The sequence below is a fragment of the Bacillus xiamenensis genome (assembly GCF_000300535.1).
GTDB lineage: Bacteria > Bacillota > Bacilli > Bacillales > Bacillaceae > Bacillus > Bacillus xiamenensis.
In genome coordinates this window covers 1-15,609 of record NZ_AMSH01000072.1, presented here as the reverse complement: position 1 = coordinate 15,609, position 15,609 = coordinate 1, and the positions used below count along the sequence as shown (strand labels likewise).

Sequence of the window (15,609 nt, the reverse complement as noted above, 5' to 3'; positions counted from 1 at the left end):
AATGCGAGGGTTTGTCTACACGCTGAAAGCCGGCATGCGCCGGCTTTACATTCCTTTAAACTTAATGAAATACAGGACGTCTTTTTTCTAAAAAGGCTTGAATGCCCTCCTTATGATCTTGACTTTGTCTGAGTCTTGCCTGCGCCGCACGTTCCTTTTGAAGAACGGCTAACAGCTGTGATTCTGACTGCTGGAAATAGATCATCTTTGTTTCAATAAATGCTTGAAGCGGCATGTTGATAAACGGCTTCACACACACTTTTTGATACGTTTCAACCTCCTCTTGAAACACACCGTCTGCAAGACGAAGCTCGATCGCTTCTTCAGCCGACAGCTTTTGCCCGCTCCAAATCAATTGTTTAGCGGTTTGCTCACTTACTCGTTTAGTCAGGAAATAATGCCCTCCACCATCTGGAATTAGCCCAATTCCATTAAAGTTCATAGCGAGCTTTGCATCTTGATGCATAAACAAATAGTCACAGCTTAGGGCAAAGCTAAAACCAAGACCAGCCGCTGCCCCGTGGACTAGCGCAATCGTCACTTTTTGCATACGAGCTAAAGATAGTGTAATTCCCTCAATCAAATCCATCACACGATGAAAATCTTCTTCACGATCTTGCTTCAGCATCATTCCAATATCTCCGCCTGCCGAAAACCCTTTCCCTATTCCCTTGATCACAACGATCTTTGCACTGCTCTCACTCGCTGTATCACACGCCTCCTTAAATTCTGCAAACATGTCAACATGAAACGCATTATAAGCTTCCGGTCTATTGAAAGCGATTTCAAAAATATCCCCATCTAATTGACAATTGATATAGGTCATCATCCATTCCCCTCTTTCTTTTACAGCTAATGTCTTACTTCAATACCCTTCAAGTAATTCCTTTTCCTCTGAATAAAAAATTTCAAGATCAATTGATACTAAAATGAGCATAATGGTTGAAACAAGAAATATATTTTTATATAGTAAAATAAGAAATAAAAAATCGTTTGAAAGGGGGAGAATGATTGATAAGATGTTCCATACTCATATTGGTTAGCTTCATCGTCATGTTTTCTCCCTTTTCAAATGTCGTTTTTGCTTCACAAGCAGAGGCGAGCACACCCAACCTTATTTCTCCGTCAATCTATGAGGAAGAAATAAGCGCTGTGAAGACACCTCCATTTTCAAAAAAGCTGGCCTCATCTATTCTGTTAAAAGACAGATTATCAATGGGGGATTCAAAGGCTTTTCTTTTAAAGCGTGCAGCATCAACAGCACTATCTATTGATTTATGTTTTTTGGAAATGAAGTGTGCAATCCCCATCATGTATCAATCAAATTACCTCGACTGATTCATTTTATTTCATCCGTATTCACTATATGAAAAACAAAACCTATCATATTCGGAGGGATAAAATGGACATTAAAGAAAATGATCTTCCTGGGATTGGAAAGAAATTTGAAATTGAAACAAGAAATAGAGAAAAGATGACGATTGTGATTCATGATGATGGCAGACGGGAGATTTATCGTTTCGACGATGATGATCCAGATGAAGTGCTGTCCACCATTTCTCTCGATGATGCTGAATCCCGGCAAGTTGCTGCCATTATTGGCGGTATGGTATATAAGCCGCAAGCCCTTGAAACCATTGAAATGGCATTCAATGACTTGATCATTGAATGGTTTAAAGTAGAAAAAGGCGCAAAAGCGGTTGGACATACACTCGGTGATTTAGATGTGAGACAAAATTATGAAGTAACCGTTATTGCGATCATTAAGCATACGAATGAAAAATTACTCAACCCTGGTGCCGATTCGATTATTCAAGAAAACGATACGATCGTCATTTCAGGCGAAAGAAAACACTTAAAACGCTTAATACGTGATTTTCTTTCAAGAGGGGGAGAGTGATGAATGGATCATTTAGTCTTTGAAGTTGGGACGGCGCTTATTCTCATCGCCATTGCCAGCTTAATCGCCAATAAAATTAAATTTTCGATCATTCCTTTTCTGATTGTCCTCGGAATGATTGTCGGTCCACATGCACCAACCATCGGGATCATTGATTTGAAATTTATCGAAAGCACCGAAATCATTTCGTTTTTTGGTAGAATGGGTGTCTTGTTCCTTCTTTTCTACCTTGGACTTGAATTCTCTGTCGGAAAGCTCATTAAATCGGGTAAATCCATTGCAGTCGGCGGATCTATTTATATTTTGATCAACTTCAGCTTAGGATTGCTTTATGGCTTTATCACAGGCTTTGGATTCCTTGAAGTTCTTATTATGGCAGGGGTTATCACCATTTCATCAAGTGCCATTGTCGCCAAAGTCCTTGTTGATTTGAAACGGACAGCGAACCCTGAAACAGAGTTAATTCTTGGGATTATTATGTTTGAGGATATTTTCCTCGCCGTTTATTTATCTGTCGTATCAGGTCTTGTCCTTGGAGATGCCACATCCGTTGGCGGTGCCTTATTATCTATTTTAATCGCTTTTGGTTATATGATGCTTTTCTTTATCATCGCGCGTAAGCTGCCAAAACTATTAAATAAGCTTTTCGATATCCGTTCGAATGAAGTGTTCATCATTGTGATTTTTGCCGCCTTGTTCTTTGTCGCTGGTTTCTCAGAAACGATCCATGTCGCAGAAGCAATTGGTGCACTCTTACTTGGCCTTGTGTTCTCAGAAACAGAACACTCAGACCGCATCGAACATCTCGTTGTTCCATTTAGAGATTTCTTTGGAGCGATGTTCTTCTTCAGCTTCGGATTGAGTATCGACCCGTTTACATTAGGAGATGCCTTCTGGCTTGCAATTGGTGCTGTCATTCTCACCCTGATTGGGAACTTCACTGCTGGGATGTTTGCTGGAAGAAGAGCTGGGTTTTCTCATAAAGCTTCTTCTAATATTGGATTAACGATCGTATCAAGAGGAGAATTTTCCATCATTGTCGCCGAGCTTGGCATTGCAGGCGGGCTTGCCGCTACATTGAAGCCATTTGCAGCATTATATGTGTTAATTCTTGCGATTTTAGGACCGCTAGTGACGAAAGAATCGAAGCGTATCTATCAAATCCTAAACAAAATCTTCAAATGGAAAACAGAAAAACCAAAAGTAAAAAAAGAACCCACTTTGTAATCGAAAGGGCCCTTGATTCCGGGGCCCTTCTTTCATTTCTTAAATAAATTGCTGAAATGCTGTTTCTTGCTTCACTGGAGATTTCTCTATTCCCCGTATCGTTTGTATCACTTTTTGGTTGCGATAGATAGATAGTTTTAAATTGGTTGCCGCTGTTCCGTGAGAGTGATCAAGGTTCGTGAATGTAAAGAAATGATGGGAGCGTTTGTCTTTAAACACAAGTCTGAAATCATCTGTCACTTTAAAATGCTGATCACTCTCCCACTCAATCAAAGGTCCATATGTGCTAAACCATGACGGAATATTCGGCGTGTATCCTGTGGCCAATACTACATGATCCGCTGCGATTGTCTTTTCTTTCTTCAGCTGCCATTGTTTCAGATGCAGCTCTAAAGACTGATCGTCCTTCATATGAACCGCTTCAAGCTCAGTCATCGGCTGAATGAGAACAGACGGCTCCTCTCCTGAAACGGAGCGATGATACAATTCCTGATAGATGCGAGAAAGCGTCGAGGCATCTATGCCATTTCTTAATCCCGCCAGTCTAGGCAACGTGTTCATCCGTTCTTCATAAGGAAGCGAATGAAAATATTCGACATACTTTGGCGTAAATAACTCCTGACCAAGCTCTGCTGTCTCCAGCTCTCTAAATTCACTAGACCGCGTAAACCATGAAAGCTGCTGCCCTTTCGTTTGATGCTGAAGGAGATCTAAGAAAATTTCAGCCGCACTCTGACCTGAACCAATCACCGTCACTGATTGAGCTTCGTGAATTTCTTTTTGCCGATCTACATAACGGCTGCTATGGGTCACATACGGCAAAGCAGCTTCTGGCACATCAACAGGAATCATCGGCTTACTTCCAGTTCCAAGAACCACATGCTTTGCGCGATATTCAGAAAGCGATCCATCTGTCAATTTTCGGACTTTCACTAAATACCCATCTTGGCAGTCCGTCACTTCTTCAACCTTCATCCCAAACTGACAGCTATCTAATTCACCTGCAGCCCATGCTAAATACGCATTGAATTCTCTCCGTGGAATATCAAATTGTTCAAAGGTATAGAAACGGTGAAGCCTGTTTGACTCATGTAAATAATTCAAAAATGTATACCTGCTCCTTGGATTCGCCATCGTCACAAGGTCTGCTAGAAAGGAAACCTGCAAATCCGTTCCTTTGATCAGCATACCAGGATGCCAGGCAAATTCGGTCTCCTGTTCAAAAAAACAGCATGTCACATCTTCATACTCCTCTAATAAAGCGGCCAAGCCTAAATTTGCGGGCCCAATCCCAATTCCGATCACATCAATCATATGTACACCTGCTTTAACTTTTTACCTCCTATATACCCTTTTACAAATGAAAAAAACACTGCGGTACCGCAGTGTTTAAACGTGAGAAACAAATAATGACTCAAGAAATTGAATCTTTTCTTCTGTATAGTGCTCATAGCGATCATTATACGATTTAGGATCTTTTGGATTGGCATACTGCGTAATCTTCCCTGTGCGCGGATCAATGAATTTACTGGCCGCGCCGCATCCAATGCCAATGATCGTCTGCACCTCTTCCATAATGATGATATTATACAAACTTTCCTGCCCATCTAACGAATACCCGACATTTTCGAGATTTCCCAAGATGTTCTTTTGTCTGTATAAATAGTAAGGATGATATTCATGTGCTTTCGTCCAAGCAACCGCTTCATCCATCATACGTGTGATTTCTTCGCGGTCTGCTACTTGATACTTCTCCTTGTTACGGGTCATTTCAGACGCTCTTTTAAAGGAGAGTGTGTGCACAGTTAAAGATTCGGGTTTGAGTTCTTCTGTCTGCTGCAAGGAGTGCTGAAATTCCTTCAGTCCTTCACCAGGTAAACCAATGATTAAGTCCATGTTAATATTATTCATGCCGTACTGCCGTGATAAATGATACTTTTCAATCGTTTCTTCCACACTATGATGCCGCCCAATGGCTTTCAGTGTTTCATTCTCATATGACTGCGGATTAATACTAATCCGGTCAATATTGTACCGGTTGAGCACCTCCAGCTTATCAGGCGTAATGGTATCAGGACGCCCCGCCTCTACAGTAATTTCACGAATGTGTTTCACATCAGGAAAAGAGCGATACATTTCTTCATACAGCAAATCCATTTCTTCCGCTGTAATACTTGTTGGCGTGCCCCCGCCAAAATAAACCGTGGTCACTTTAATCCCGTGTTCTTTTAACCATTCGCCCATTCTTTGCATCTCATAATGTAGCCCAAACAGAAACGTTCCCACTCTTCCAGCTTGTCCTTTAATGGCATAAGCAGGGAACGTGCAATAAGCACATTTTGTTGGACAGAAAGGAATACCGATATAAATACTCACTTCCTCCTGAAGGTCATACAGATCTGGGATGGCTTGTATTTGCCGGTCGACAATCTCCTGCATCAAATTGATTTTTTCATCATGAATTAAGTAATCACGCTTTAACGCAGCATGCGCTTCTTCCTTTGTCATACCTTCTCTGAGCATCTTATGAAGTAATTTCGTAGGACGAATCCCTGTGAGAATCCCCCATTTTTGCGTCATTCCTGTATGCTCCTGAAGCAGGTGTAAATAAACAGACAGCACGGTATTTTTGATTTGCTTCCAGCGCTCCTTATCGTTCAAGCCCTCTGGCATCTCTCTTGCAAAACGGCTGGTTATGGACGATCCAGCAATATGGCCAGTTGCTTCAACGACTCCATGTTCTTCCTTCCAGTTAAACTCCATTACTAGAGCTTCAGCCATTTCGGTTCGATCGAACAGCACTTCACTGTCTTCCTCAAATAAATTGGCTATATTGACAAGCGGGCGATGAAATCGTTCATCAGACAGCCCTTTTATTAAAATTCGCATCGTATCACCTTTATCTTCAAACTTGTTTCATTTTACAAAATTCAACTAGGAAAAGCAATGAAGGGAATAGACGAAGGCCCTGTCATTTCTTGATTGACAGAGCCTTCACCGTACTATCGTTTAATATCAAATTGGTGTAAAAAACCTTCCCTTTGCTGCATCCTAAAGTATTCTTTGATCATATAAGCGACACCCTGTTCATCATGAGAACGTGTCACCCAATCAGCTTTACGTTTGACCGAATGAGGTGCATTTCCCATAGCAACGCCTAAGCCAGCTAACTCAAGCATTGGAATATCGTCTGTCCCGTGGCCAATCACGACCGTATCTTCTAATGTAAAACCTAGTGCTGAGGTTAACAAAGAAAGTCCTGCTTCTTTCGATACCCCTTTGCAAACGATATTCATTTTCTCATCACTGATCTTGATCAGATCAACAGATGGGAACGCTTGTTGAATGGTTTGGTGGATCTCAGGCTGAAGCGCTGCGGTCGAATACACTTCAATAACAGGTGTACTGACCGGTTCATCCATCAGCATATCACTTAATGATTCAACAAATTGGACAGGATAGAAAATCGGATCAGACGGATGAATCAACGTTTTCCCCATCAGTTGCGACTGTGTTTTTTTCCGGTTGCCGATTGAGAATTTTTCATGCAGCAAACGGATATTACAATCAAAACTTTCAAGGATTTGCACAAGATTAAACGTTTTTTCTTCCGTTAATTTCTTCACATGGAGCGGCTCATCGAGCTTATCAGCAATAAATGCACCACTATGCGTCACAAGGGTTGCATTGGATAGTTTCAACGCCTTGGCAATTTTTTGTGCTGATCGAAAATGCCGGTTGGTGACAATCGTCACGTAAACCCCTTTTTTCTTTACATATTCCACAGCTTCTTTAGTAGCGGAATGGATTTTTCCATTGGAACGAAGCAACGTTCCATCTATATTGAGTGCAAGTAGTTTTTTTGACACTGAGGCATCCCCCTTCTTGATGACTGTACTTACGATGAGGATATGCCCTAGTTTAATGCTTTAGAACATGCAGTTGTAGCAGCCCTTGTTTGATGAATCAATGATAAATAAAAAAAGCCTACCCCTAGGCTTTTTTTTATGTACGGTTTGGATGCGTAACAATGGAGTGATGAAGCTCCCCATTATCCCCTAATCTTACACACCAAAGCATTGCTTATATCAGATCCCCTTATGCTTTGCTTTTCTCCCAGAAGCGCTTCTCTCTCATTTGACTCATCGCCATAAAGCCCAAGTGAAACGCACCCAATTCATCACGAGAGTACTTTTTTGAAAGCACTTTCAATAAGTATTATCGCAGAATTTATGAGCTTCGACAACCCTTTTTTTCAAGGTGCATAGAAGGCGGTGAAACATAAAAAAGGGCGAATCGCATCGCCCTTTCAATTAATTTTCTTCTGCATTTCCATAAAGCTCTTCAAGAGGCTTCATGATAATTTTATTTAATTCACCAATGAGAACACTTACGCGCTGTTCTGCTTCCATCAACTGAGAGATTTTATCGTGCTGCTGCACAAGTGCAACTGTTTTTTGCGCTTGCTCTACTTCTTCTTGCGTAATCTCTTGACCAGTCATTTGTTTTTGTTGAAGGTTGACTTGAATGTCACGGAAGTTCTCAAACATTCTTTTAGAGGACTCATCCTCGTTTACCTCATCATAAAGATTTCTTAACGTTGAATATTCTTCGCTATGACGCAGTGCTTTTTCAAGGTCATATGCAACATCATAAAGATTTACAGACATGTTATGTCTCCTTTCTATCCGTTATCACCGATATGGATCGGCGGACACCACTCCACTATAACAAACTATGGCTCTCGTTTCATATATATACAATGAATTCAACAAAATTTCTCGATTTTCTCTTAGAATAAAGTGACAAAAACAGCTTGGATAGCACCAATCATTCCGCCTAAAAGCCCACCTAAAAATGTGATCATTTTCAACTCTTTATTGGAAATGCTAACCACTAGCTCTTCCATTTTTTCAAGTGGAAAAAGTTCAATTTGCTCACGAATAATTTCTTCAAATTGAAGCTTTGCGAGCAGTCCCTCTAAAGCATGAGATGCGGCTTCAATCCCCTTATCAATGAAAACTGGAGCAAATTGTGTTTTCAGATCATCCGCTACTGCACTGATGTAACCTCCAACTGGTCTGTCTAATAGCAGCTTTGTAGAAAAATGTGAAAGCAATTGCTTTTTCACACTAAATAGAAGCTCCTTCACATTCCATTTTTCATCAAGCTCATTTAAAGAGAATTGCTTTACCTTGTCCCACTCCTGAACGAGCAAGTCTGATAAGAACCTTTTTGTTTCTGCATTCTTTAGGAACTTGATGATTTCAGGATGTACCCGATCAATTAAGCTGGCATTTCCTAAAAACATTTGAACCATACTGCCAAGCATGCCTCGTTCTTTTAGGAAATCATCTATCATATTGCCAAGCCTTGCTTTCCCTTCATCACTTTCAAAGTAATGAATACCTCTTTTCAAAATATAATCTGCCGCATCTGGAATTTTGGCTGAGAGTTTACTTTCCACTTCCTGAGGTAGCAGCTCAGATAATGTTTGCTGATCATATGTCTCAAGCAAAGAATAAAGCTTTTTATCAGACCAATGGTGAAGCCATTCATCTGCTCTGACGTCAGCCTGTGAAACACCGTATCTTTCTAGCATGTCGAGAACTGTTATCTCCATGTCAGCACCCTTGTCAATATATCGATGCACTGTATCCAATATGTCTTGCTTTGCCTCGGACGATTCAAATCGTTTTTGAATTCCCTCTGGCGTGAGTAAGTGCTCCATGACCATGACACCGACCTGCTTGGCTACTTCATCTCTTCTTTTCGGAATAAGCCCTGGGGTAAATGGAAGTTGCTTCCCAAATAAATAATATGGTTTATAAGGACGAAAGAGCATTTTAATTGCAAGATGGTTTGTCGCTGCCCCTATAACTGCACCTATTACAATCATAAAAATAAACGTTGTAAGTATATCCAAAGTCGTCATCTACCTTTCAAACAATACCGGGTGATTATTGTTTTGATCTATACGTATTATAGTTGTTGTCAAGATCCCAAGCAAATGAAGCATGCATGGTGACATATGATAAAGTGATCTGTCGTAATGATAAAGGAGCGCCAGGTTTATGTAAAATCATAAAAAAGTGTTTTTCAATGGTGAAAAAAAGAAGTTGAAAAGTAGGTGTTGTATGATGACAGCGACGTTAGGTATTGTAACCCTTTCTTTGCAACATGAAGAGGCATTCACACATCAGCTTGCCAAAGCTGCCTCATCTTTTGATTTAGAGGTTGTTCGTTTTACCCCCTATGATTTAAAACCTGCTTCAAATTTAATCCACGGTCAAAAATTCAAGTCTGGCCAAGGATTTGAAGCATCAGAATTTTCGATTCCTGACATGATTTATGATCGATGCCTATACCAGCATGACGCACAATCAAAAAAAGCAAAACCTATCATGACTTGGTTAAAAAAGTACCCAAAAACATCTTTTTTAAATACCGGAATCCAAGATAAGATGCTGCTATTCGAGCAGCTCCGTCTCCAGCCTTCATTAGAGCCATATTTACCTGTGTGCTCTTTATTGAAAGAGCCATCAGATCTTCTCAACATGGTGAAAAGAGGCGGATACTGTAAAATACAGCCACTCTCTCATCAGCACACTGCACCCACTTGCTTCATTTCCTTAAAAAACAAATCAACATTCACTGTTCAACTGAGCCCCGAGCAAATGATGACATTTTCTCGTCCATCAGAGATTGAGCGCTGGTGCAAAAAATATATTGGCCGCTATTTCCTTCAATGTTTTAACACGAGTGATCAAAAGGATTTTTTATTTAATGAAATCAGGATTTTTTTGATGAAAGACTCACAAAATCAATGGAAAAGCATGGGGATTCATACAAAATCATCAGTCGAAAACAGCCTTTTGAGTCATACACAAAATTCCGTTCATGTGTTAGGATTTGATCACTACTTACACTCCTTGCAGCCACACATTCAAGAGCTCCTTTTAGATGATATTGCATCCATTCAGTCATCCCTATCAGTATTTATAGATAAAACGTTCTCTCCATGCATTGAATTCGCTGTAGACTTACTTCATACAAGTGAAGGCAAACTATACATCTCAAATGTAAGGTCAAAGCCAGGACGATCCGCTTTTTTAAAAGCTTACCCTGAAAAGGAAAATCAAATGATTCAAATCATACTTGAACACGCCAAATCTATGAAGTCTCAACAGAAGGAGGTTTCTTATGAAGAGAAAACGCTGCATCATCGCTCCTCATCTGACAAGTGAAAAAACAGTGTATCTGCCCATCCAATGGAAACAGAAGGGTGCTATCTTATCTATCGCTGCTGGGTCTCGTGTAGTAGAGGATTTCAGTATTTCCTACCATCAACATTCTCAAAAAATTTTATTATCGCAAGATCTATATCATGATTTACTGATTCCCTATAGCACAAAAATCGAGGTCATATTTGATCAACATACACTTTATATTGGACCTTTCATCGGCATCTTCACCGCAGGCTTTGAACAAAATGCACCTCCATTAGGAGACAGGTCAGACTTTTTCATACAGCTTCTGCAATCTTGCAGGCAGCATAGCGGATTTGCTTATCTTTTTGGTACCCATTCAATTGATTGGGAAAAAGGAATAATCGATGGTCTGCTCTATCAAGAGGAAAAATGGATAAAAAAACAGGTCCCCCTTCCATCCATCGTCTATGACCGGCTGCCAAATAGAAAGGCTGCCCAATCTGCATTCATTCAAGAAACGAAACGGAAACTGACTCAGGACTACAATATTCCTTGGTTCAATCCTTATTTTTTTAATAAGTGGGAAATTCATGAGCGGCTCTTAACAGACGAAAGCACAAGGTCCTTCCTACCTCATTCCATACAATTAGATCCTATTGATGCTCTAACTAAAATAGAGACACTCCTTTATCTGCATCATGTCATTTATTTAAAACCGATAAACGGCAGCCATGGGGATGGTATTTATCGATTAAAGAAATCGGAAAGCGGGATCGCTGTATGTTCAAATAAACGAAAAACGATTTCGTATGATTCAATCGATCATTTTGTGAAACAGCTGCGTAAAGATGAGCCCATTCATAACTTTATCGCCCAACAAGGCATTGAGCTTCTGCACGTCGATCATCAACCAATGGACTTTAGGGTACACACGAATAAAAATAGGTACGGACACTGGACAGTTACAGCTGCTGCTGCAAAATTCTCAGGAGATCACACAGTCACGACCCATCATTTGCATGGCGGATCAATCAAAACACTCAACGAGGCCTTTCCTGATACGGATAAACGTTTCAAGATTTTGCAGCAGCTATCTGAGACCGCCATCACACTTAGTCAGGTGATAGATGAAAAAATGCCCGGTCTTATTGGTGAAATTGGTTTTGACTTAGGCATTGATACATCTGGTGCTATTTGGATGTTTGAAGCCAATTCTCGTCCTGGACGTGAAATTTTCAAGCATGCTTCTTTGAAAAACTCAGAATGGCTGATTGGGAAAAGAATTGTTGATTACGCCTCTTACCTCTCTCAAACAGCACTGACCACAGGCCAAGCAAGTATCTAGTTATTCTTTTAGGGTATGGTGTTCTAAAATCTGTGCTTTTCCTATGCTCTTTTCAATAGATGAGATACAATAAAACCAAGTTCAAGATTGTTTCCGTATGGTCGTGTTGATTTATTGTTTCATCAATATAAGCAAGGAGGCAATGATGATATGATTTCTCATTTTCAATGGAAACCTCTCTTTAAAAAGGCACAATTGCCTGGCTGGAAAATCTCTTTTTTTCACAATGGTGCCCACTATGAAGGCATCTACCACAAAACAGGTGATATTGAATGGGGCTCTCTTCTTCCGCCTCATGAAGTTGAACCAACCTTAAAAGAAGAAATCCACGAATTAATGCTATTCCATGTCTATGATTAAACTCGTTAAGGAGCCTCGCCATGTTAGAAAAGTTAAAACTTGTTTACGGAAACCATATCATCAGTACACCAACAAAAGATAAACATATACTTTGGTATGAGACAGACGAAGGCGAAATTTTTGGTGTAAATAAAAAAGAGCTATCAACAAAAGAAATTCTTCTTCTCAATTCTTTCCTAACACCGATTGATATCTCTCATACGCAGAAGACCGAAGATGAACAGAAATGGTACAGCTTTCTTTTTGAAAACAAATCATTGACCATTCATGAACCCGTTCGTGTTCATTATTTTAAAATGGATCATCAAGTAGAGCAAAGACAGCAAATCAAAGAGGCTGTGAACAGCAGCCTCGAACACACTCACTTCATATGGACAGGCGGTGAAACAGCCATGCTGATTCAAACAAACGCCTCGGCAGATAATGGTCAGCTAGACCGGCTAAATGATTTGTCACAAGCCATTACAAGTGATTTTTTAACCAACTCCGTCTTTTTACAAGGACAACTGCATTTGCCGAATGAGCATGTAAAGATGAGATTATTAAATGAACATCAACTCTTTTTGTGGCATATGCAGCGTGGAAAGCTCAGGTCAGGGGTCACAACATTTTATCAATGTCTACCATCCTTCATTCGATATGATGCGGACATCGTTTCTGATGCCATATCAGATGCATTTAAAGAGACAGTCTTTGATCGAGATGTTTACAGAACGCTTATGACCTATATGCAATGTAATTTTAATGCATCTCAGGCGGCTAAGGCTTTATACGTCCACAGAAACAGTCTTCAGTATCGGATTGATAAATTTATTGAGCGGACAGGGCTGGATATACGACATTTTCAAGAAGCAGCAGCAGCCTATATGATGATGAACCTTCTCGATCTTTCTTAAATATGAGTGACATGTAAGCACCCTGCCCAAAAACGAAAATCAGATGTTGTGCACGTTGTCCATTTACAGAATTCCCTCCTTTTTATACACTTTATTTATAAGTAAAGCGCTTTCAAAAAAAAGGGATTGGGAGGCTGTCATCAATGGCTGAAATGATGCTGAATCAAATTTACAAAGTATACGATAATAAAGTAACCGCAGTAGATAACTTTAATCTACATATACAAGATAAAGAATTTATTGTCTTTGTTGGGCCATCGGGCTGCGGAAAATCAACCACTCTTCGCATGATTGCAGGTCTTGAAGAGATTTCACAAGGTGATTTTCTTTTAGACGGCAAACGGATGAATGACGTGGCACCAAAAGACCGGGATATTGCAATGGTGTTCCAAAACTATGCATTATATCCTCATATGAATGTATATGATAATATGGCTTTTGGATTAAAGCTTCGGAAGTTTCCTAAAGCTGAAATAGATGAACGGGTTCGAAATGCCGCTAAAATATTGGGGCTTGAACAATACTTAGATAGAAAACCTAAGGCACTTTCTGGCGGCCAAAGACAGCGTGTTGCCCTTGGAAGAGCCATTGTGCGGGATGCGAAAGTCTTTCTTTTGGATGAACCGCTCTCTAACCTAGATGCAAAGCTCCGTGTACAGATGCGAGCTGAAATTTCTAAACTTCATCAACGGCTGCAGACGACATTCATTTATGTCACACATGATCAGACGGAAGCTATGACAATGGCTACCCGGCTTGTTGTCATGAAAGACGGCTTTATCCAGCAGGTTGGTGCGCCTAAGGATGTGTATGAAAACCCAGAGAATGTATTTGTAGGCGGGTTTATTGGGTCTCCTGCGATGAACTTTTTTACAGGAAAACTTTCTGACGGTGCCATTGCGGTTGGCGATACGCACATTCGTGTCCCAGAAGGGAAAATGAAAGTATTACGCAGTCAAGGCTATATCGGAAAAGATGTTATTTTAGGCATCAGACCAGAAGACTTCCACGATGAACCTGTATTTATAGAGGCTTCTGAAGGAACAAAAATTGAAGCAAACGTAGAAGTGGCAGAATTAATGGGAGCAGAAACAATGCTGTATTCATCTCTCAATGGCCAAACGTTTATTGCACGTGTTGATTCTCGTACAGACGTTCAGGCAGGTCAGACTCTCCCGCTTGCCATTGATATGAATAAAGCTCACTTCTTTGATACCGAAACTGAGCTGCGCATCCGCTCTGCTGAATAAGAAAAGGCTCGCCCAAACCATCACGATTAAGTGATGGTTTTTTGTATGTTAAAACAACATTTACCATGTTCTTTTTTCGTATGTTTTTTTCGCAACGAACCATAATATTTAGTACAAACCAGTTACCGCATTGGGTTTCGCCAAGTGGCAAATGACATGATCATTTCGCTGGTGCGATTCCAGCAAGCCCAACCAAAAAAATCATATATAAAAAGGAGATTCACATCATGGCAAATACTAATAGTTCGAATCAATTACTAGTTCCTGGAGCACAGCAAGCAATCGATCAAATGAAATACGAGATCGCTTCTGAGTTTGGTGTAAACCTTGGAGCAGAAACAACAGCTCGTGCTAACGGTTCAGTTGGTGGAGAAATTACAAAACGTCTTGTGTCTTACGCTCAACAAAACCTTGGCGGAACAAAAGCTTAATTTCATATTTGGATCATAGAAGGCACCTTTTCAGGTGTCTTCTTTTTTTGCTTTTATCCCTCACCGATTCCTTTTGTGTTCATATGATGTATTAGAAAGGAGCGGATCTTCATGGACATTATTTCTGGTATGAATTTTGAACTTCTACAATTTGTCGGTATCTCTCTATTATGTGAATATGCTCATAGTATTCGGTCCTTTCACCTTTATAAAAAAAGCATGACATAAAATTGTACCATTTTGAGTTCTTTTCACTTATAGTATGTAGTGGAGGGATCGAACAGATGAAAATAGCTCTTTTCGGTGCTCATGGACGTGTAGGACAAGCATTTCTTCGTTTCGTACAAGAAGATGATCGTTACATGGTTCGTTCGTTAATTCGGACAAACCGGGAAGAAATGCTTGCGGGTATGTTTCAAGTCACCGGCAATTCCAGAAATCAAGAGGATGTGCTTGAAACGATCAAAGGATCAGATATCGTCGTCAGCTGTCTATCGACAGATGGTGATGACACTTTATCTGTTTCAATGGATCATATCGTACAAGCCATGAAGCAAACAGGAACATCAAGAATTATAACGATTGGCACTGCGGGGATTTTGAAAGCGAGGCAGCAGCCGGAGCTTTACCGCTTTGAAACAAATGAATCAAGGCGAACCACTTCCCGAGCAGCTAAAGAACATGCCAAAGCGTTTGAAATTCTTCAATCAACTGATTTAGATTGGACGATTATTTGCCCAACTTATTTACCAGATGGAGAAGTGACACGTTCATATCGCTATGAAAAGGATTTTCTCCCTATAGATGGACAGAAAATTTCGGTTGAAGATACTGCACACTTTTTATATCAACAGTTAAACTCAAAGGAATTTTTGCATCAACGCGTTGGCATTGCTTATTAAGCATTTAGCTCATGCAAACTATATACAACCCATAAAAAGAGCCTCATTCCATTGAATTGAAGTGACCCCCTAAATTTAGACACGGGT

The 15,609-nt window shown here is 40.2% G+C and carries 15 protein-coding genes; 9 read left to right on the top strand and 6 right to left on the bottom strand.

All coding sequences use genetic code 11. The annotated features are described in order from the left end of the window. Positions 1-61: 61 nt before the first annotated feature. Positions 62-826: an enoyl-CoA hydratase gene (locus BA1_RS16515; protein ID WP_034739834.1), complete on the bottom strand. Its 765-nt coding sequence runs from the start codon at positions 824-826 to the stop codon at positions 62-64. Between the two features lie 576 nt (positions 827-1,402). On the opposite strand from BA1_RS16515, the gene BA1_RS16505 reads away from it, so the two are divergent. Further along, positions 1,403-1,900, top strand: coding sequence for a cation:proton antiporter regulatory subunit (locus BA1_RS16505; protein ID WP_008361329.1), 498 nt, complete (start codon positions 1,403-1,405; stop codon positions 1,898-1,900). A 3-nt stretch (positions 1,901-1,903) separates the two neighbouring features. Continuing rightward, complete coding sequence (locus tag BA1_RS16500) at positions 1,904-3,127, top strand: cation:proton antiporter (RefSeq protein WP_008361327.1); 1,224 nt, start codon at positions 1,904-1,906, stop codon at positions 3,125-3,127. Positions 3,128-3,166: 39 nt separating this feature from the next. On the opposite strand, the gene BA1_RS16495 is transcribed toward BA1_RS16500, so the two are convergent. From BA1_RS16495 to BA1_RS16475, 5 genes are all read right to left on the bottom strand, one after another. Further along, complete coding sequence (locus tag BA1_RS16495; protein WP_008361325.1) at positions 3,167-4,441, bottom strand: lysine N(6)-hydroxylase/L-ornithine N(5)-oxygenase family protein; 1,275 nt, start codon at positions 4,439-4,441, stop codon at positions 3,167-3,169. 75 nt (positions 4,442-4,516) lie between these two features. Next, positions 4,517-6,016: a coproporphyrinogen III oxidase gene (locus BA1_RS16490; protein WP_008361323.1), complete on the bottom strand. Its 1,500-nt coding sequence runs from the start codon at positions 6,014-6,016 to the stop codon at positions 4,517-4,519. Between the two features lie 113 nt (positions 6,017-6,129). Then, positions 6,130-6,996: a Cof-type HAD-IIB family hydrolase gene (locus tag BA1_RS16485; RefSeq protein ID WP_008361321.1), complete on the bottom strand. Its 867-nt coding sequence runs from the start codon at positions 6,994-6,996 to the stop codon at positions 6,130-6,132. Between the two features lie 444 nt (positions 6,997-7,440). Continuing rightward, on the bottom strand, positions 7,441-7,797 hold the full coding sequence (locus BA1_RS16480) for a YlbF/YmcA family competence regulator (protein WP_008361320.1): 357 nt from the start codon (positions 7,795-7,797) through the stop codon (positions 7,441-7,443). Positions 7,798-7,919: 122 nt separating this feature from the next. Further along, positions 7,920-9,053, bottom strand: a complete 1,134-nt coding sequence (locus BA1_RS16475; protein WP_008361318.1) for a DUF445 domain-containing protein — start codon at positions 9,051-9,053, stop codon at positions 7,920-7,922. A gap of 214 nt (positions 9,054-9,267) precedes the next feature. Here BA1_RS16475 and BA1_RS16470 point away from each other — a divergent pair, with 214 nt between their 5' ends. From BA1_RS16470 to BA1_RS16440, 7 genes are all read left to right on the top strand, one after another. After that, entirely contained in the window at positions 9,268-10,374 is a 1,107-nt protein-coding gene (locus BA1_RS16470) for a YheC/YheD family protein (RefSeq protein ID WP_008361316.1), read from the top strand. Then, entirely contained in the window at positions 10,331-11,683 is a 1,353-nt protein-coding gene (locus tag BA1_RS16465) for a YheC/YheD family endospore coat-associated protein (protein ID WP_008361313.1), read from the top strand. The genes BA1_RS16470 and BA1_RS16465 overlap by 44 nt, the downstream gene beginning before the upstream one ends. Positions 11,684-11,833: 150 nt before the next feature. Continuing rightward, the gene (locus BA1_RS16460) at positions 11,834-12,043 is read left to right on the top strand and encodes a YheE family protein (protein ID WP_008361312.1); all 210 of its coding nucleotides are present in this window, start codon (positions 11,834-11,836) and stop codon (positions 12,041-12,043) included. 20 nt (positions 12,044-12,063) lie between these two features. After that, complete coding sequence (locus BA1_RS16455; protein ID WP_008361309.1) at positions 12,064-12,939, top strand: helix-turn-helix domain-containing protein; 876 nt, start codon at positions 12,064-12,066, stop codon at positions 12,937-12,939. A gap of 143 nt (positions 12,940-13,082) precedes the next feature. Beyond that, a complete protein-coding gene (locus BA1_RS16450; RefSeq protein ID WP_008361307.1) occupies positions 13,083-14,189 on the top strand; it encodes an ABC transporter ATP-binding protein in 1,107 nt (368 codons plus the stop codon). A 227-nt stretch (positions 14,190-14,416) separates the two neighbouring features. After that, on the top strand, positions 14,417-14,620 hold the full coding sequence (locus BA1_RS16445) for an alpha/beta-type small acid-soluble spore protein (RefSeq protein WP_008361305.1): 204 nt from the start codon (positions 14,417-14,419) through the stop codon (positions 14,618-14,620). Positions 14,621-14,904: 284 nt separating this feature from the next. After that, on the top strand, positions 14,905-15,522 hold the full coding sequence (locus BA1_RS16440; protein WP_008361302.1) for an NAD(P)-dependent oxidoreductase: 618 nt from the start codon (positions 14,905-14,907) through the stop codon (positions 15,520-15,522). The last annotated feature ends 87 nt before the right edge of the window (positions 15,523-15,609 follow it).